14 protein-coding genes are annotated in these 18,453 nt (G+C 61.3%); 6 read left to right on the top strand and 8 right to left on the bottom strand.

The window, feature by feature from the left end:
- Complete coding sequence (gene nfuA, locus M5B99_RS02135; protein ID WP_248802422.1) at positions 1-585, top strand: Fe-S biogenesis protein NfuA; 585 nt, start codon at positions 1-3, stop codon at positions 583-585.
- Positions 586-1,189: 604 nt separating this feature from the next.
- Here the strand turns inward: nfuA and M5B99_RS02130 are convergent.
- From M5B99_RS02130 to M5B99_RS02115, 4 genes are all read right to left on the bottom strand, one after another.
- Entirely contained in the window at positions 1,190-1,618 is a 429-nt protein-coding gene (locus M5B99_RS02130; RefSeq protein WP_248802421.1) for an NUDIX hydrolase, read from the bottom strand.
- A 19-nt stretch (positions 1,619-1,637) separates the two neighbouring features.
- Positions 1,638-2,384 (bottom strand): precorrin-4 C(11)-methyltransferase, encoded by a 747-nt coding sequence (gene cobM, locus M5B99_RS02125; protein WP_248802420.1) that lies wholly within the window; start codon positions 2,382-2,384, stop codon positions 1,638-1,640.
- A 62-nt stretch (positions 2,385-2,446) separates the two neighbouring features.
- Entirely contained in the window at positions 2,447-2,872 is a 426-nt protein-coding gene (locus M5B99_RS02120; RefSeq protein ID WP_248802419.1) for a cobalamin biosynthesis protein, read from the bottom strand.
- Between the two features lie 70 nt (positions 2,873-2,942).
- The gene (locus tag M5B99_RS02115; protein ID WP_248802418.1) at positions 2,943-3,299 is read right to left on the bottom strand and encodes a response regulator; all 357 of its coding nucleotides are present in this window, start codon (positions 3,297-3,299) and stop codon (positions 2,943-2,945) included.
- A gap of 269 nt (positions 3,300-3,568) precedes the next feature.
- Between M5B99_RS02115 and M5B99_RS02110 the strand changes: the two genes are divergently transcribed.
- The 5 genes from M5B99_RS02110 (at position 3,569) to M5B99_RS02090 (ending at position 10,106) form a co-directional block, all read left to right on the top strand.
- Positions 3,569-7,060: a response regulator gene (locus M5B99_RS02110; protein WP_248802417.1), complete on the top strand. Its 3,492-nt coding sequence runs from the start codon at positions 3,569-3,571 to the stop codon at positions 7,058-7,060.
- Positions 7,060-7,875, top strand: a complete 816-nt coding sequence (locus tag M5B99_RS02105; RefSeq protein ID WP_248802416.1) for a CheR family methyltransferase — start codon at positions 7,060-7,062, stop codon at positions 7,873-7,875. The genes M5B99_RS02110 and M5B99_RS02105 overlap by 1 nt, the downstream gene beginning before the upstream one ends.
- Complete coding sequence (locus M5B99_RS02100; RefSeq protein ID WP_248802415.1) at positions 7,872-8,477, top strand: chemotaxis protein CheB; 606 nt, start codon at positions 7,872-7,874, stop codon at positions 8,475-8,477. Before M5B99_RS02105 ends, M5B99_RS02100 begins: the two co-directional genes overlap by 4 nt.
- On the top strand, positions 8,471-9,652 hold the full coding sequence (locus tag M5B99_RS02095) for a hybrid sensor histidine kinase/response regulator (protein ID WP_248802414.1): 1,182 nt from the start codon (positions 8,471-8,473) through the stop codon (positions 9,650-9,652). Before M5B99_RS02100 ends, M5B99_RS02095 begins: the two co-directional genes overlap by 7 nt.
- A gap of 76 nt (positions 9,653-9,728) precedes the next feature.
- Positions 9,729-10,106: a response regulator gene (locus M5B99_RS02090; protein ID WP_248802413.1), complete on the top strand. Its 378-nt coding sequence runs from the start codon at positions 9,729-9,731 to the stop codon at positions 10,104-10,106.
- Positions 10,107-10,221: 115 nt separating this feature from the next.
- Here M5B99_RS02090 and M5B99_RS02085 read toward each other — a convergent pair whose 3' ends face one another.
- The 4 genes from M5B99_RS02085 to M5B99_RS02070 all read right to left on the bottom strand — a co-directional run bounded on the left by M5B99_RS02085 (position 10,222) and on the right by M5B99_RS02070 (position 18,451).
- On the bottom strand, positions 10,222-11,274 hold the full coding sequence (locus M5B99_RS02085; protein WP_248802412.1) for a tetratricopeptide repeat protein: 1,053 nt from the start codon (positions 11,272-11,274) through the stop codon (positions 10,222-10,224).
- A 176-nt stretch (positions 11,275-11,450) separates the two neighbouring features.
- Positions 11,451-13,550, bottom strand: coding sequence for an EAL domain-containing protein (locus tag M5B99_RS02080; protein WP_248802411.1), 2,100 nt, complete (start codon positions 13,548-13,550; stop codon positions 11,451-11,453).
- Positions 13,551-13,847: 297 nt separating this feature from the next.
- Entirely contained in the window at positions 13,848-15,275 is a 1,428-nt protein-coding gene (locus M5B99_RS02075; protein ID WP_248802410.1) for an efflux transporter outer membrane subunit, read from the bottom strand.
- On the bottom strand, positions 15,272-18,451 hold the full coding sequence (locus M5B99_RS02070) for an efflux RND transporter permease subunit (protein WP_248802409.1): 3,180 nt from the start codon (positions 18,449-18,451) through the stop codon (positions 15,272-15,274). Before M5B99_RS02070 ends, M5B99_RS02075 begins: the two co-directional genes overlap by 4 nt.
- Positions 18,452-18,453 lie beyond the last annotated feature (2 nt).

Below are 18,453 nucleotides of genomic sequence, written 5' to 3'. Positions count from 1 at the left end.
ATGAGCGCCATAACCATTACCGATGCCGCCCACGATTATCTGGCTGATCTGCTGTCGAAGCAGAACACCCCGGGAATCGGCATCCGCGTTTTCATTACCCAGCCGGGTACCCAGTACGCCGAAACCTGCATTGCCTACTGCAAGCCGGGTGAGGAAAAACCTGAAGACACCGCATTGGGGCTGAAAAGCTTCACCGCGTGGATCGATTCCTTCAGCGAGGCCTTCCTCGATGATGCCGTGGTCGACTATGCCACCGACCGCATGGGTGGCCAGTTGACCATCAAGGCGCCAAACGCCAAGGTGCCGATGGTCAACGCCGACAGTCCGGTCAATGAGCGTATCAACTATTACCTGCAAACCGAAATCAACCCGGGGCTGGCCAGCCACGGCGGTCAGGTCAGCCTGATCGATGTGGTTGAAGACGGGATCGCCGTGCTGCAATTCGGTGGTGGTTGCCAGGGCTGTGGCCAGGCCGACGTGACCTTGCGCGAAGGTATCGAGCGCACCTTGCTCGAGCGGATTCCCGAGCTCAAGGGTGTACGTGATGTGACTGACCACACGCAAAAAGAAAACGCCTACTACTGAGTTCGGTAGCAGGGCGTTCGCTGCGTCCAGTCGGATAAAAAAACGGTGCCCGTGAGCACCGTTTTTTATGGGCGATCGGTTCTGGCTGTTCCGACGCCTTCGCGGGCAAGCTCCGCTCCCACATGAGGCTCGGGGTTGCCCGTGTATACATGGCCTGACCCCCATCCAGTGGGATGCTCGGGGTTGTCCGTGTAAGCATGGCCTGACCCCCACCCTGTGGGATGCTCGGGGTTGCCAGTGTATACATGGCCTGACCCCCATCCAGTGGGATGCCCGGGGTTGCCCGTGTATGCATGGCCTGACCCCCACCCTGTGGGATGCTTCGGGTTGCCCGTGTATGCATGGCCTGACCCCCATCCAGTGGGATGCCCGGGGTTGCCCGTGTATGCATGGCCTGACCCCCACCCTGTGGGATGCCCGGGGTTGCCCGTGTATGCATGGCCTGACCCCCACCCTGTGGGATGCTTCGGGTTGCCCGTGTATGCATGGCCTGACCCCCCATCCAGTGGGATGCTTCGGGTTGCCCATGAATCCAGGGCCTGAGACTAATCCTGTGGGAGCGGAGCTTGCCCGCGAAGGGGCCCTCAAAATCAACACAAAACCATCAGGCCGAAGCACGGCTGCGCAGATAGTCACGTAGACGCTCCTGCAGATAGGGCACGCCCAGCGGGTGTTCCAGGTACTCGGCAATCGCCATCATTCGCCAATACTGGCCTTCGTCGCCAAACCGGATCGCCTCGATTTCTCCGCAGCTCAGTTGCCCCACCAGAAACCACGAATGGGTATTGGGCTGGGTGACACTGGGATAACGCCGCGCCCATTCGATTCGCTCAGCCCCGATACGCAGGGAAAACTCCTCATCCAGCTCTCGCAACGCACATTCACTCGGCGTTTCCTCGCCCTCACGACCGCCGCCGGCAAAGTCCCAATGCCCGGGATAGGGAATGCTGTCCTTCATGTCACGCAGATAGGTCAGTAGCTCATCGCCGCAGAGCAGGGCCAGCTTGGCGCCGGAGAACAGCGGTTCGGACATCGGATTATCCCTCTGGTGGTCACGGTCGATAAAGATGGGCATGGCCAGCCCGATACAGCGAAGACTCACTAAAGTGGTCGTTGCCCAGGACGCGTCCCACCAGGATCAAGGCGGTGCGGCGAAAGCCCTTGCTCTCGACCTTGACCAGAATATCCTCCAGCGTCCCTTGCACCCAATCCTGGTCGGGCCAGGTGGCGCGATGGATCACCGCGATCGGGCAGTCCGCGCCGTAATGGGGCAGCAGCTCTTCGATGATTTCAGCCAGGTGCTTGACCCCCAGGTGAATCGCCATGGTTGCCCTGTGCCGGGCCAGGCTGGACAGCTCTTCGCCGGCCGGCATCGCGGTTTTGTCGGCATAACGGGTCAGGATCACGCTTTGGGAAATATCCGGCAGTGTCAGCTCGGCACCGAGCAAGGCTGCGCAGGCGGCGGTGGCGGTCACGCCGGGGACGATTTCATAGGCGATACCCAGTTCGCGCAACGGGCGGATCTGCTCGCCGATAGCGCCATAGAGCGACGGATCCCCGGAGTGCACCCGCGCCACGTCCTGGCCCAGGGCGTCAGCCGCCTTGATCAGGTCGATGATCTGTTCCAGGTGCAGTTCGGCGCTGTTGACCACCTGGCTCGCGCAGTGGCCGTGCAGGACGGCTTCAGGCACCAGGGAGCCGGCATAGATGATCACTGGGCAACTGCGGATCAGGCGCTGGCCCTTGACGGTAATGAGTTCCGGGTCGCCGGGGCCGGCGCCGATGAAATAGACGGTCATGACACTCTCTGAGCGGGCTGCACAAGGCTTCACATGAACAATGTTCATGTAGGAGGAGGGGATTATCGGGGGTTTTGCCCGGTCCAGGCCAGCGCAAAGGTCGCCATCGGGTTTTTCTGGCGTGAAATCAGCAGATTCGCCCGCGCTTGTCCCAACTGTTCGGCCAGGGCCAGCGCGGCACTTTCAGCAACGCCATGACAGCCGGTCTGTTCGAAGGCCAGGCTGGAGCGGTGGCTGAGACGTGTTGCGTAAGGTGCCAGCTCGGCCGCGCTGAAAAACACCAGCGGCAGGTTCAGGCGCTGCGCGAGTTCGAGCAATCCCGGTTCAGCCCTTTTCTCATCAATGCTCGCCAACCCCTTGATTGTCTTGAGGTCGATCCCATGGTTCTGCAATGACTGCTCAAGCAATACCTGCAAGGTCGAGACGCTGCAGCCCTGGCGGCAGCCGAGACCAATGGCAAGGAGCGGCGTTGTCTGGGTTTCAGGCATGAATGAGACCTGGCGGATACCGCTAAGTTAAAGTGAATTCTAGAATAATTTTCTGATATAAATCATTCGCTTATAGAATATTCTTGATCTTTATTCTCAGCTGGTCGATGGAGAAGGGCTTGCCGATCACCTGCATGCCAGGCGTCAGTTCGATGCTTTCGGCATAGCCGCTGGCAAACAGCACCGGCAGTCCCGGGCGCATCTGACAGGCGACCTTGGCCAATTCGCGGCCATCCATGTCGGGCAGGCCGACATCGGTCATCAGCAGATCGATGCGGGTGTCGGCCTGTCCGAGAATCTCCAGGGCCGTGTCGCTGCCGTCGGCCTCGAGGACATTGAACTCCAACTCCTCCAGGACATCGACGATCAGCATGCGCACAATGGCATCGTCTTCGACGACCAGGATGGTGGAGGTGACTGCTGACATAAGGGCGTATCCTGAAAAAGTGGAGGGTTGGATCAAGGTCGCTGAAGTGCTCTGCCTCTTGCATCAGTAAACCGCCAAGCCGGACAAGTTCCCATGCTTGTACAAAAATATCCGAGTGTACAAGATGATAGGCTAAGGTCTGTCATCACGTCACCTCATGGCAGTGCGGCCTGGGAAATTGCATTCTAAGCTGTGAGAAAAAAGACGGTCTTTTATTCGTACATACGGCAGACTCCTTGATAATCAATAACTTTAATCCGGGCCCTGAAATGAATTCGTCGTCTTCGGTGGATGAGCAAAGCTTTCGCAAGTTATTGAGCCGCAACATCAGCCTGCCCTTGGGCGTCGGGGTTCTCAGCGCGGTTTTTTTCGTCTCGCTGATCACCTATCTGCTGTCGGTGATTCAGTGGGTCGAGCATACTGACCGGGTGATCAACAATACCAACGATGCGATGAAACTGTCGGTGGATCTGGAAACCGGCATGCGCGGTTTCCTGATCACCGGCGACGAGCATTTCCTTGACCCCTACGAAGTCGCCAGGCCGAAGATCATTGCCGACCTGCGCGGCTTGCAGGAACTGGTCGCGGATAACCCGCAGCAAGTCGACCGCTTCAAGCGCATCGAAGCCTTGCAGGGCGCCTGGACCGAGTACGCGCAGGAGATGATCAACCTGCAGCGCTCCAGCGGCGATTACCGGTCGGCGATCAAGGCCGGGCGCGGCAAGCGCCTGAGCGACGAGATTCGCAACGAATTCGAAAGCGCCGTTGAGGTGGAGCAACAATTGCGACTGGCGCGCAATGAAACTGTAAGCCGCACCACCCTTTGGGTCATCGGCCTCTATCTCACTTTCGTGCTGGGGTTGAGTGCCTTGCTGGCTTTTGTTGGTCGGCGTGATTTATTAACACTTTCAAATAGTTATGCAAAAAACTTCGCGTCACAACTCAAGAGCGCCGAGCGCCTTGAGCAGCAAGCCTGGCTGCGCAGTGGCCAGACCGAACTGGCCGAGCAGGTACTCGGTCAACTGAGCCTTCAACTGCTGGGGCGCAATATCCTGCAATTCTGCGCCCAGTACATGGGCAGCGCGGTCGCGGCGCTATATGTCCGCGAGGAGCATGGTGGCCTGACCCGTATCGCCAGCTATGGCTTTTCCCGCGAGCAGGAGCAGCAGGAGCAAGCGATTTTCAATGATGAAGGCCTGGTTGGCCAGGCCGCGGGCCAGGGTCGCCTGATCCGTCTTGACGAAGTGCCGGTGGACTACTTCAGGGTCAGCTCGGGCCTGGGCAACGGTTCGCCACGCAGCGTGCTGGTGGTTCCGACCACCAACGATGAGCGGGTCAACGGGGTGATCGAACTGGGTTTCCTACGGCCACTTAACGAGCGCGATATCGAACTGTTGGAACTGATCTCCGACAATATCGGCACCTCGATCGAGGCCGCGCGTTATCGCCAGCGGCTGCAGGAGGTGCTGGCCGAGACCCAACAGCTCAACGAAGAGCTGCAAGTCCAGCAGGAGGAGCTCAAGACCGCCAACGAAGAGTTGGAAGAGCAATCCCAGGTGCTCAAGGAGTCGCAGGTTCACCTGGAAAGCCAGCAGAGCGAACTCGAACAGACCAACGAGCAGTTGGCCGAACAGGCCCAGGCCCTGGCCGAGCAGCGTGATGCGCTGGACCTGAAGAATAACCAGTTGAACCTGGCCCAGGTCCAACTTGAAGAGCGTGCCGAGGAGCTGCAACGCTCGAGCAAGTACAAGTCCGAATTCCTCGCCAACATGTCCCATGAGCTGCGCACGCCGCTCAACAGTTCGCTGATCCTGTCCAAGCTGCTGGCGGAGAATCCCGAGGACAATCTGACTGCGGAACAGGTCAAGTTCGCCGAATCGATCTATAGCGCCGGCAACGATCTGCTCAACCTGATCAACGATATCCTCGATATCTCCAAGGTCGAGGCCGGCAAGCTGGAGGTGCGTCCGGAAAACACCAGTATCGAACGCCTGGTGGAGGGGCTGCGGAACATGTTCCAGCCACTGGCCGGCGACAAACAGCTGGGGTTCGAGATCGAGTTGCGCGGCGACCTGCCGACGACGTTGTTCACCGACCGCCAGCGTTTGGAGCAGATACTGAAGAACCTGCTGTCCAATGCCATCAAGTTCACCGAGACGGGGCGGGTCAGCCTGAGCGTGTCGCGCCAACCCGGTGTCGGGATTGCCTTTGCCGTGCGTGACTCCGGCATCGGCATCGCCGCCGAACAGCACGAGAGCATTTTCGAGGCGTTCCGCCAGGCGGACGGCACCACCAATCGTCGTTACGGCGGCACCGGCCTTGGCTTGTCGATTTCCCGCGACCTGGCGGCGCTGCTCGGCGGTTCCATCAACGTTGCCAGCCAGCCCGGTCAAGGCAGCGTGTTTACCCTGGTGCTGCCGGAGCAGTATGTGGAACGTCGTGCCGGGGGCCCCGCGCCGGTGGCGGCGCCCCCGGCACCGCTGGAGTCCCTGGATCCGCCTCGCAAGTTGCCGCCGGCGGTGGTGGAAGCACCGATCCAGCGTTTTGCCGACGACCGCGAAAAAGGTCCGTTCAGCCGCCGCTGCATCCTGGTAGTCGAAGATGAGCAGAGATTTGCCCAGATTCTCTACGACCTGGCCCATGAGCTGGGTTACCAGTGCCTGGTGGCCCATGGCGCCGACGAGGGCTTCGAGCTCGCCGCCCAGTTCATTCCCGACGCGATCCTGCTGGACATGCGCCTGCCCGATCATTCCGGCTTGACGGTGCTGCAGCGTCTCAAGGAACAGGCCTCGACCCGACATATCCCGGTGCATGTGATTTCCGTGGAGGACCGCGTCGAGGCCGCCATGCATATGGGCGCCATGGGTTATGCGCTTAAGCCGACCACCCGTGACGAACTCAAGGAAATCTTCACGCGCCTGGAGGCCAAGCTGACCCAGAAGCTCAAGCGCGTGCTGCTGGTGGAAGACGACGATCTGCAACGCGACAGCATCGCCCGCCTGATCGGCGACGACGATATCGAGATCACCGCCGTGGGTTTCGCCCAGGAGGCCCTCGATCTGCTGCGCACCAATGTCTTCGACTGCATGATCATCGACCTCAAGCTGCCGGACATGCTCGGCAACGAACTGCTGCGGCGCATGTCCACTGAAGACATCCGCGCCTTCCCGCCGGTGATCGTCTATACCGGGCGCAACCTGACCCGCGACGAGGAGGCTGAGCTGCACAAGTATTCGCGCTCGATCATCATCAAGGGTGCCCGCTCACCGGAGCGCCTGCTCGATGAAGTGACACTCTTTCTGCACAAAGTCGAGTCACAGTTGTCCCATGAAAGGCAGCGCATGCTCAAGACCGCCCGCAGCCGCGACAAGGTGTTCGAAGGGCGCAAGATCCTGCTGGTGGACGACGATGTGCGCAATATCTTTGCCTTGACCAGTGCGCTGGAGCACAAGGGCGCGATTGTCGAAATCGGTCGCAATGGTCGCGAGGCGATCCAGCGACTCAACGAAGTGGAGGACATCGACCTGGTGTTGATGGATGTGATGATGCCGGAGATGGATGGTTACGAGGCCACGCTGGAAATCCGCAAGGACCCACGCTGGCGCAAGCTGCCGATCATTGCGGTCACGGCCAAGGCCATGAAGGATGATCAGGAGCGCTGCCTGCAGGCCGGCTCCAACGACTACCTGGCCAAACCGATCGACCTGGATCGACTGTTCTCGTTGATCCGGGTGTGGCTGCCGAAGATGGAACGGATCTAGTGGATCGAAGTACCGACATCGAGTTGCGGTTGTTGATCGAGGCGATCTACCTCAAGTACAGCTACGATTTTCGCGATTATTCCGGTGCCTCGGTCAAGCGTAGGGTCCAGCATGCCTTGCTCCAGCTCGATTGCACGACCATCTCGGCACTGCAGGAGCGGGTGCTGCATGACCCTGCGGCGTTCATGCAGTTGCTGCAGTATCTGACCATCCCGGTCAGCGAGATGTTTCGCGATCCCGGCCATTTCCTGGCGATACGCCAGGAGGTGGTGCCGTTGCTCAAGACCTATCCGTCGATCAAGATCTGGATCGCCGGGTGCAGCACCGGGGAGGAGGTGTACTCCATGGCGATCCTGTTGCGTGAAGAAGGCTTGCTCGAGCGCACGATCATCTATGCCACCGACATCAACCCCCATTCACTGGAAAAGGCCAAGCAGGGCATCTTTACCCTGGACAACGTGCGCACCTATGCCGACAACTACCGGGCGTCCGGCGGCAAGCGGGACTTTGCCGAGTATTACAACTCGGCCTACGGCTACGCGATTTTCGACAAGACCCTACGGGAGAACGTGACCTTTGCCGATCACAGCCTGGCGACGGATAGTGTATTCTCTGAAACACAATTAATTTCGTGTCGTAACGTGTTGATTTATTTCAATAAAAAACTTCAGGATCGAGCCTTTGGATTGTTCCATGAATCCTTGTGCCATCGGGGCTTCCTGGTGCTGGGCAGCAAGGAAACGCTGGACTTTTCAGCCTATGGCAAGCGGTTCGAGGCGTTGGTCAAACAAGAACGGATCTACCGTAAATCATGAACGACCCGTTACTGCAAATCACCGGCCTCCAGCGGATCGAGGCACTCGTGGTGGGCGCCTCGGCGGGTGGCGTCGAAGCCCTGATGACCGTGTTCGGCAGGCTGACGGCGTCCTTCCGCCTGCCAATCGTGACTGTCCTGCATATGCCGGACGGGCACCGCAGCCAGTTGGCCGAGGTGTTCGGGCGGCGCCTGGCGTTGCGGGTGAAAGAGGCGGACGACAAGGAAAGCATTGTGCCGGGTAGCCTCTACTTCGCAGCGCCCGGGTATCATCTGTCCATCGAGCAGGACCGCAGCTTTTCGTTCAGTCGCGAAGAGCGAGTGCATTATTCCCGGCCCTCGATCGATTATCTCTTTGCCTCGGCGGCGGATGCCTACGGTCCCCGCCTGATGGGTATACTCTTGACCGGCGCCAATCAGGACGGCGCCGGGGGCTTGGCACAGATCCAGCGCCAGGGCGGCCTGACCGTGGTGCAGGACCCGAATGACGCGCGGGTCGCGACCATGCCCCAAGCCGCGTTGACGTTGCACCAGCCGGACTACCTTCTTTCTTTGCAGGGCATTGGCCGCCTGCTTGTCGAGCTGGAACGAATCACATGCTGAGTACTATCCAGGCCAAACTGCTGGTCGTCGACGATCTGCCAGAGAATCTGCTGGCGCTGGAAGCGCTGATCAAGCGCAAGGACCGCATTGTCTACAAGGCGCTTTCGGCGGATGAGGCGCTGTCGCTGTTACTTCAGCACGAATTCGCCATGGCCATTCTCGATGTGCAGATGCCAGGCATGGACGGTTTCCAGCTGGCCGAGTTGATGCGCGGCACCGAGAAAACCAAGCATATTCCCATCGTCTTCGTCAGTGCCGCCGGCCGCGAGCTCAACTACGCCTTCAAGGGCTATGAGAGCGGCGCGGTGGACTTTCTGCACAAACCCCTCGACACCCATGCGGTGAAGAGCAAGGTCAGCGTCTTCGTCGAGCTCTATCGGCAGAGCAAGGCGATGAAACTGCATGTCGAGGCCCTGGAGCAAAGCCGCCGCGAGCAGGAGTTGCTGTTGCGCGAACTGCAGGCGACCCAGGAAGAGTTACAGCGCGCGGTGCGTATGCGTGACGACTTTATGTCGATCGTATCCCATGAGGTGCGCACGCCGCTCAACGGGCTGATTCTGGAAACCCAATTGCGCAAGATGCACCTGGCCCGGGACAATGCCGGCGCTTTCACCCTGGACAAGATGCGCAGCATGGTCGCGCGTGACGAGCGGCAGATCCAGAGCCTGATTCGCCTGATCGAGGACATGCTCGATGTTTCACGCATTCGCACTGGCAAGCTGTCGATCCGCCCCTCACGTCTGGATCTGGTGCAGTTGGTGGCCGGCGTGCTGGAGAGCTTCGCGCCGCAGGTGGTGGCGGCCGAGTCGACGATCAGCTATTCGGGGGACGCGTCACTGGAGGGCGAGTGGGATGAGTTCCGCATCGAGCAGGTGATCTCCAACCTGCTGACCAACGCCTTGCGCTATGGCGCCAAAAGCCCGATCGAGGTGCGTGTGTACCGCCACGGGGACGAGGCGCGGGTCGAAGTGCGTGACCGCGGCATCGGCATCGGCGAAGATGACCAGGCGCGGATTTTCCTCCAGTTCGAGCGGATTTCCGGCAGTCATGCCGCCGCCGGGTTGGGCCTGGGCTTGTTTATTTCCGAGCAGATTGTCGCGGCCCATGGTGGTCGTATCACCGTCGAGAGTACCCTTGGCGAAGGGGCCTTGTTCTGCGTTTGCCTACCCTTGTAGGGAAAGCCGACATCAGACGCAACCTCTGGCTGACCCGATGGTCGTATTGGCAGCAATTTCAGAATAAAGGCTTCCCATGAGTGAAGATGCACAAGACGTCGTACTGATCGTCGAGGACGATGCCTCGATCCTGATGGTCCTTTCCGCTTACCTTTCCAGCGAGGGCTATCGGGTGTTGCAGGCGGAAAACGGCGAAGAGGCGTTCGCGATCCTGGCGAGCAAACCCAACCTGGACCTGATGGTGACCGACTTTCGTTTGCCCGGTGGCATTTCCGGGGTGGATATCGCCGAGCCCGCAGTCAAGCTGCGCCCGGACCTCAAGGTGATCTTCATCAGTGGTTACCCGGCGGAAATCCGCGAATCCAACAGTCCTATCGCCCAGAGCGCGCCGATCCTGGCCAAACCGTTCGACCTGGATGTCCTGCAGGAGCAGATCCGCAAGCTGCTGGCCTGACCGTTCCCAGGCGGATGGAGCGCCGCGCCTGTGGGAGCCGGCTTGCCGGCAATAGCGGCCGAACAGACGTTGAAGTGCTGTGAGTGTCAGACGCTGATCATCTTCCACATCGCGGCTACAACCCCTGCTGCAACGCCGGATCATCCGGGTTCTGCTGCTCCAACTGGGCGAGCAGGATCTGCACGTTCTGCAACTGCCCGGTTTCCTTCCAGTAGCTGATCAACAGCACCCGTGCCTTGCGGTTCGACGGCTGGCGCTGGACGATGTCCTCCAGTTGCCGCTGGGCCGCCTCGACCTGCTGCAAATCATGCAGGGTGGTGGCGAGCTTGTAGCGGTATTCGGCGTTCTCCGGTTGCAGTTCCACGGCCTTGGACAACCCCAGCACCGCGAGTTCGGTCTGGCCGTGGCGCAGCAGCCAGATCCCCAGAGCATGTTGCAGATAGGCCGATTGCGGCCGCACCTGCAACTGCTTGGCCAGCAGTTGCCGGGCCTGGTCCGGCTGGCTGCGCTTGTCCAGCAATTCGACCTGGGCCACCAGCGCCTTGAGGTTGTCCGGTTCCAGCCGCGAGACATGCTCCAGCGCCGCCTGGGCCTTGTCCAGTTGCCCCTCATGCAAGTACAACCGCGCCAGCTGGAACTGCGCCTCGGCGCTTTCCGGCTGGGCCGCCAGGGTCCGTTCATACTCGTCAACCACCTGTTGCAGCGGGCCGTAATACAAACCCTGGTCGTCCGGTGACAAACCGAGCATGGCGTTGGCGGCGGCGAAACGCACGGACTGCTCATGATCTTCAAGCACTGGGCCGAGCAACAGGCTGCGCTGGGCCCCGGGCACCAGGCCGACAATGCTCTGGATCGCCGCTTCGCGAACCACCGGCGAGGGGTGTTGCAAGTCCGCATCGGCCAGCTTCAACGCCTGGGGGCTGGGGTAGTTGGGCAGCTCGGCATGCAAGGCGGCCCGGCGGGCATCCGTCAGGTCGGTGCGCGCCAGTTGCTGATAGAGTACCCGCGCCGCCCCGGGCAGGCCGTTATGCGCCTGCTTCAGCGCCTGGCCGTAATTGATATGCGGGGCCTGGGGGGCCGCGGGCTTGCCGGGCAGCCGGTGCCAGATAAAGCCGAGGGCAAGCAGGAGCGACAGGCTGATAAGCAGGTAGCGGCGAGGCTTCGTCATGCAGGGTCCGTGAGCTGGCGAGCGTTGAATATACCAGCTTCGGTCAGCCGCGCTCAGGAGTCAAACCCGCGCTCTGGATCACCCGCCTCAAGTCAGCACATAGTCCACTGGTTCCAGCGCCGGCGACTGTCCAGTCACCCTCACCGACCAGATGGTCGAATGCCTCCATGACGGCGTTATCCGGGCAGCATCAAGCCACGGCTCTGATGCGCCTGGGCCTGGCGTTGGCGGACAAAATCCGCCATTCGCTCGCCGGGGATCGCCTTGCTGAAGTACCAGCCCTGGATCACCAGTTCCGTCGATGAGTTCAGGGCATCGTACTGTTCCTGGGTTTCCACGCCTTCGACAATGATCCCCAGGTTCAGGGCTTCACATAGCCGCAGCATGCCATTCAAGACCCGGGCTCCTTCGGGATGGCAGTGGGCAACGACAAAACTGCGGTCGATCTTGATGCAGTCGATCTTGAACTGGTGCAGATAGCTCAACGCCGAATAACCGGTGCCGAAGTCATCGATGTACAGCTTGGCGCCGAAACCGTGCAGGCGCTCGATCAGGCGATTGATCACCTGGACATCGCCGACCAGGGCATCCTCCGTCAGCTCCACGGAAATCATGCCCTGGGCCTGGGCGAGGATCTCCAGCAAGCGCTCGCCGTACTCCGGCGCGCACAAGGTGGCACCGGTCACGTTGATGGTCATCGGTAACTCAAGGCCCAGCTTGCGCCAGCGCCGGTATTGCTCCAGTGCCTGGGAAGCGACCCACAGGTCGACATCCGGCATCAGGTTGGCCTGGCCCAGCCACTTGAGGAAATCCCAGGGTTGCTGGGCATTGCCGTCCTTGTCGCGGGCGCGCATCAGGGCTTCGCAGCCGGTGCACAGACCGCTGGTCTTGGAGATCTGCGGTTGGAACTCCAGGTAAAATTCGTATTCGCTGATCTGGCGGATGCGGTCCACTTCCCGGGCCCGGCGGGCGTCGCTCTTGTACGATGCCGCCACCGGGTCGAGTTCGAACAGCCGGCCCTTTTCCTCGAGGCTGCGGAAGGTGGTATCGAAGGACTTGATATAGATGCCGTTGTCCGCGTCCTGGTGGCGATGCAGGCCAATCACGTAGGGGGCGTAGATCAGGCTGCCGAGACCCAGCAGCGCCAGTTGCAGGATCACCGCGGCCCAGTCGCCGTTGGTGCTCAGGTAGGCATTGAGCAGTACCGGCGAGTTCAGTGGCATGCCGGTGACCATTGGTGCGACCCAGCCGGCCTGGACCACCGCCACCGCGATCAGCGCGTTGAGCAACGGGGCGACCAGAAAGGGGATGAACAGGCGCGGATTGAGAATGATCGGCAAGCCGAACAGCAGGATCTCATTGACGTTGAACAGTGACAGCGGCACCGCGGCCAGGGCCAGCAGGCGCAGGGAGCGGTCGTGGGTAAACAGCAGCACGGCGACGATCAGCGACAGCGAGGCCCCGGAGCCGCCGATAAAGGCGAAACAGCCAAGCAGGCCGCTGTTGAGGATATAGCGGTGCGGCTCCCCGGCGGCGAGGTTGAGCTGATTGATATTCACCGCCTCGTCGAGGACGCTGAACACCGGCTGCATGGCGTGCAGGCCATGGATGCCAAAGAACCACAGGACCGAGTTGGTGGCGCTGATCAATGCGCCGTAGCGGTAGGGATGGTCGAGCGCCGCGCGGTCGAAGGGCACCTGTATCTGGGCGACCAGGGGGATCTCCAGCAGCAGCGAAAGTACGATGACCAGCAGGGCGGTGGCGATCAGGCCGGGGAGCACCACGTTGATGCTGTCGCGCACATTGAAGCCGACGACGTTTTCCCGCACCAGCCGTGTCCAGGATTGTCGGTACAGCCAGGCCATGATCGGGACGTTGATCAACGGCGAGGCGATGGCAATAAACAGCACCAGGGTCGCCGCAGCGCGAGGAAAGTCGTGGAGCAAGTAGATGGCGATTTCCACATGGGCCAGGCACAGGAACGCCACCGGCACCTGGGGCAGGCGATAGCGGATGGCGAGCATATAGCCGATGGAGGCGGCCACCAGCAAGGGCAGGATACCGCTGATCTTCTCGTGCAGCCCGGCGAGGAAGTTCACCCAGCCGTCAGGCAGCCCGGCCAGGCGCGCACAGGCCGAGAGGATCAGGAACGCCGTCGACACCAGCAGGCACGGCAGCAACCAGAGCAACCCTTCGCGGATGGCCCGCAACGAGTCGGCACCGGCCAGCGCGGCCAGACGCTGGGTCAGGAACAACTGGAAGACTGACTGCGACATTGCCCAACCCCTTTGAGACCTTCAGTCCTGTCGGGGCACATGGCTATCATTTTGGCCCCTGGAGGCGAGCATATCTGCAGTTTTGCTTCACTGCACGTCTCGCCGGACGCTATTGGTAAGTCATTCGTTTGGCGACGGAGGTGTGCAGGCCTCGACCTGAATTCCCGAGGATTTACCCATGGCTGAATTGGCGGCTGCAGGGCTGAGCGCTGCACTGCGGACAAAAAAAGCCCCGCGACCAAGCTGGTGCGGGGCTGAAAAAGGGTCGGAGGGCATCCAACCCCGGGAGGTCTTGAATCAGTTGCTGCTGGCCAGCGTCTGCGGCTCGTAACCACCGCCCAGGGACTTGTAGATCGCCACGATGCCGCGATACAGATCGGTCTCGGCCTGGGCCTGGCTGTCCTCGGCGGCCAGGCGTTCACGCTGGGCGTCGAGCAGCACCAGGAAGTCGGCGGTGCCTTCGCGGTAGCGGATCGCAGCCAGGTCGGCGGCGGCACGGCTCGATTCGCTTTGGCGAATCAGCGAGATCAAGCGCTGTTGGCGCTTAGCATAATCGCTGAAGGCGTTCTGGGTTTCTTCCAGGGCCAGCAGTACTTGCTGTTCGTAGCTGGCCAGGGCGCCTTCGGCCTCGGCGTTGGCCCCGCGCAAGCGGGCCCTGACGCTACCCAGGTTGAACGCCGGCCAGGTGATGCTCGGGCCCAGGGCCCAGGCATTGGCGGCGGGTGAACCGATCTGCGAACCGCGCCCGGCGGTAAAGCCGAGGAAGCCGCTGAGGCTGACCCGGGGAAACAGATCGGCCTTGGCCACGCCGATCCGCGCGGTCGCGGCGGCCAGCTTGCGTTCGGCGCTGACGATATCCGGACGGCGTTGCAGCAGGTCGCCCGGATTGCCAATGGCCAGGGCCTTGGAAATCGCCGGCAGGTCCTTCGGACCCAGGTCCACCGACAGGGTATCCGGGCGTTCACCCAGCAAGGTCGCGATACGGTTGCGTTCGCGGGCCTGCTCGGCCTGCAATTGCGGCACCGTGGCCTCGACCGCCGCAAGGCGGGCATCGGCACGGACCACGTCGAGTTGATCGCCGACCCCGGCATCGCGCAGGCTTTCGGTGATGCCCTTGGATTCCTGCTGGTTCTTCAGGTTGGCCAGAGCGATCTTTTCCCGCAGTTGTGCGCCACGCAGTTGACCATAGGCATCCACCAGTTCGGCAATCATGGTGACTTGCAGTTGGTAGAGGTCGGCTTCGGCCACCTGCTGGTCGGCATCGGCGGCTTCCAGGTTGCGGCGGATACGGCCGAACAGGTCGACCTCCCAGGCCATGTCCAATCCCAGGTCGTAGCGTTCGCTATTGACCCGTTGCTCGGTGGTACCCGGCACCTGGCCCTTGCCGACGTTGGCGCTGGCGCGGCTGGTGATGGTCGGCATGGCATCGTCGCTGACATCGTCGCGGATCGCCCGCGACGCTTTCAGGCGGGCGAAGGCGACGCGCAATTCCCGGTTGCCGGCCAGTGACTGGGTCACCAGCTGGTTCAGGGTCGGATCGTCGAACTGCTGCCACCAGATACCCTGGAAACGCGCGCGGTCATAGTTCTTCTGCGCGGCACTGCCATCGGTGGCAGCGGTGATGTTCGCCTTCTCCGTGGCCGGGGTCTTGTAGTCCGGGCCCACGGCACAGGCGCTCAGCGCCAGTACCAGCAAACTCGGTAGAAAGGCCTTCAGATTGCTCATTGTTGCGCCTCCAACTTGAGGGCCCGGGCGGCCTTGCGAGCGTCGCTGCGCTCGACAAAGCGGCGAATCAATACGTAGAACACTGGCGTCAGCAGCAGGCCGAAGAAGGTCACCCCGAGCATCCCGGAGAACACCGCCACACCCATGGCATGGCGCATTTCAGCACCGGCACCGCTGGAGAACACCAGGGGCACCACACCCATGATGAAGGCGAAGGAAGTCATCAGGATCGGCCGCAGACGCAGGCGGCAGGCTTCCAGTACCGCGCTCAGCGGATCGAGGCCTTCTTCCTGTTTATCCTTGGCGAACTCAACGATCAGGATCGCGTTCTTACAGGCCAGCCCCACCAGTACGATCAGTCCGATCTGAGTGAAGATGTTGTTGTCGCCACCGGAAGCGATCACCCCGGTAATCGCCGACAGCAGGGTCATCGGCACGATCAGGATTACCGCCAGTGGCAGGCTCCAGCTTTCGTATTGGGCGGCCAGTACCAGGAACGCCAGCAATACGCAGAGCGGGAAGACGAACAGCGCGGTGTTGCCCGAGAGGATCTGCTGGTAGGTCAGGTCGGTCCACTCGTAGGTCATGCCATTGGGCAGTTCGTCCTTGAGCAGTTTTTCCATCGCCACCTGGGCTTGGCCGGAGCTGTAGCCCGGTGCGGCGGCACCGTTGATTTCCGCGGTGATAAAGCCGTTGTAGTGCATGACGCGGTCCGGCCCCGAGGTATCGCTGACCTTGATGAAGGTCGCCAGCGGGATCATCTCGCCTTTGTTGTTACGCACTTTCAACTGGCCGATCTGGTCGGACTCGAGGCGGAACTGCTGTTCGGCCTGGACGTTGACCTGGTAGGTGCGACCGAAGCGGTTGAAGTCGTTGGCATACAGCGAACCCAGGTAGATCTGCAGGGTGTCGAAGATGTCGCTGACGGCAACGCCGTGGGTCTTGGCCTTTTCCCGGTCGATAGCAGCATCGACCTGCGGTACGTTGACCGTGTAGCTGGTGAACAACCCGGCCAGTTCCGGCACGCTACGGCTCTTGCCGATGATGTTCATGGTTTCCTTATACAGCTCGTCGTAGCCGAGGTTGCCACGGTCTTCGATCTGCAGGCGGAAACCGCCGATGGTGCCCAAGCCTTGTACCGGTGGTGGCGGGAAGATCGCCATGTAGGCTTCCTGGATCCCGGCGAACTTGCCGTTCAGGGCTCCGGCGATGGCTCCGGCTGACTGGCTCGGGTCCTTGCGCTGGTCAAAAGGCTTCAGGGTCACGAACACGATACCGGCGTTCGGGCTGTTGGTGAAACCGTTGATCGACAGGCCGGGGAAGGCCACCGCGCTTTCCACGCCAGGCTGTTTCAGGGCCAGGTCGGACATGCGCTTGATCACGTCTTCGGTACGGTCCAGGCTCGCCGCGTCCGGCAGTTGCGCGAAGGCCACCAGGTATTGCTTGTCCTGGGCCGGAACGAAACCGGTCGGGGTGCTGGCGAAACCGAGCCAGGTCAGGACCATCAGACCGGCGTACAGTACAAGGGCGATGCCGCTGGCACGGATAACGCGGGTCACGGTGCCGACATAACCATGGCTGGCGCGGTCGAAGAAGCGGTTGAACGGCCGGAACAGCCAGCCACCGAGCAGTTTGTCGAGGAACTTGGAAAAGCCGTCCTTTGGTGCGTCGTGACCTTTGAGCAGCACGGCAGCCAGTGCCGGCGACAAGGTCAGCGAGTTGAACGCCGAGATCACGGTGGAGATGGCGATGGTCAGGGCGAACTGCTTGTAGAACTGCCCGGTCAGCCCGGAGATGAACGCCGCCGGGATAAACACCGCACACAGCACCAGCGCCGTGGCGATGATCGGACCTGTCACTTCACGCATGGCGCGCTTGGTGGCTTCCACCGGATTGAGGCCCAGGCCGATGTTCCGTTCGACGTTCTCCACTACCACGATGGCGTCGTCCACCACGATACCGATGGCCAATACCAGGCCGAACAGCGACAGCGCATTGAGCGAGAAACCGAACAGGTGCATGACCGCAAAGGTACCGATCAGCGACACCGGTACAGCCACCAGCGGGATGATCGAGGCACGCCAGGTCTGCAGGAACAGGATCACCACCAGCACCACGAGGATCAGTGCTTCGAACAGGGTATGGACCACCGCCTCGATGGAACCGCGCACGAAGATCGTCGGGTCATAGACAATGCTGAAGTCCATGCCTTCGGGGAAATCCTTCTTCAGCTCGACCATCTTGGCGCGAACTTCGTTGGAGATGTCGATGGCGTTGGAGCCCGGACGCTGGAAGATCGGGATTGCCACCGCCGGCTGGTTGTTCAGCAGCGAGCGCAAGGCGTACTGGCTGGAACCGAGCTCGACCCGGGCGATATCTTTCAGGCGGGTGATCTCGCCGTCGTCGCCGGCGCGAATCACGATATTTTCGAACTCTTCCTCGGAGACCAGGCGACCCTGGGCGTTGACCGACAGCTGGAAGCTGGTGGCGCTGGGGGCGGGTGGTGCACCCAACTGACCGGCCGCGACCTGGCGGTTCTGCTCGCGAATGGCGTTGACCACATCGGTGGCGGTCAGGTTGCGCGAAGCGGTCTTGTTCGGATCGAGCCATACCCGCAGGGAGTAGTCGCCCATACCGAACAGTTGCACGTCACCCACGCCGCCGAGGCGGGCTAACTCGTCCTTGATATTGAGCAAGGCGTAGTTGGACAGGTAGAGCATGTCGTAGCGTTTGTCCGGCGAGGTCAAGTGCACAACCATGGTCAGGTCGGGCGAAGCCTTGTCGACGGTGATACCGATCCGGGTCACTTCCACCGGAAGCTTGGGTTCGGTACGGGTCACCCGGTTCTGCACCTGGACCTGCGCGTTATCCAGGTTGGTACCCAGGGCGAAGGTGATGGTCAGGGTCAGCTTGCCGTCGGCGGTGGATTGCGAGGACATATAGAGCATGTTCTCGACACCGGTGATCGCCTGTTCCAGCGGTGCGGCCACGGTTTCACCGATGACCTTGGGGTTGGCACCGGGGAAGTTGGCACGCACCACCACGGTCGGCGGTACCACTTCCGGGTATTCGCTGATGGGCAGCTGGAACAGCGAGATGGCACCCGCGATCAGGATCAGCAGCGAAAGCACTGCCGCGAAGATCGGTCTTGATATGAAGAACTGGGAAAAATTCATCG

It is taken from the genome of Pseudomonas sp. MWU13-2100 (assembly GCF_023242365.1).
Classification (GTDB): Bacteria; Pseudomonadota; Gammaproteobacteria; order Pseudomonadales; family Pseudomonadaceae; genus Aquipseudomonas.
This window is presented reverse-complemented; position numbering and strand designations above follow the sequence as displayed.

Coding starts and splice junctions, on each gene's coding strand:
- M5B99_RS02095 (WP_248802414.1), top strand. CDS start 8,471: ATGCTGAGTACTATCCAGGCCAAACTGCTGGTCGTCGACGATCTGCCA.
- nfuA (WP_248802422.1), top strand. CDS start 1: ATGAGCGCCATAACCATTACCGATGCCGCCCACGATTATCTGGCTGAT.
- M5B99_RS02100 (WP_248802415.1), top strand. CDS start 7,872: ATGAACGACCCGTTACTGCAAATCACCGGCCTCCAGCGGATCGAGGCA.
- M5B99_RS02090 (WP_248802413.1), top strand. CDS start 9,729: ATGAGTGAAGATGCACAAGACGTCGTACTGATCGTCGAGGACGATGCC.
- M5B99_RS02130 (WP_248802421.1), bottom strand. CDS start 1,618: ATGTCCGAACCGCTGTTCTCCGGCGCCAAGCTGGCCCTGCTCTGCGGC.
- M5B99_RS02115 (WP_248802418.1), bottom strand. CDS start 3,299: ATGTCAGCAGTCACCTCCACCATCCTGGTCGTCGAAGACGATGCCATT.
- M5B99_RS02085 (WP_248802412.1), bottom strand. CDS start 11,274: ATGACGAAGCCTCGCCGCTACCTGCTTATCAGCCTGTCGCTCCTGCTT.
- M5B99_RS02110 (WP_248802417.1), top strand. CDS start 3,569: ATGAATTCGTCGTCTTCGGTGGATGAGCAAAGCTTTCGCAAGTTATTG.
- cobM (WP_248802420.1), bottom strand. CDS start 2,384: ATGACCGTCTATTTCATCGGCGCCGGCCCCGGCGACCCGGAACTCATT.
- M5B99_RS02080 (WP_248802411.1), bottom strand. CDS start 13,550: ATGTCGCAGTCAGTCTTCCAGTTGTTCCTGACCCAGCGTCTGGCCGCG.
- M5B99_RS02070 (WP_248802409.1), bottom strand. CDS start 18,451: ATGAATTTTTCCCAGTTCTTCATATCAAGACCGATCTTCGCGGCAGTG.
- M5B99_RS02075 (WP_248802410.1), bottom strand. CDS start 15,275: ATGAGCAATCTGAAGGCCTTTCTACCGAGTTTGCTGGTACTGGCGCTG.
- M5B99_RS02120 (WP_248802419.1), bottom strand. CDS start 2,872: ATGCCTGAAACCCAGACAACGCCGCTCCTTGCCATTGGTCTCGGCTGC.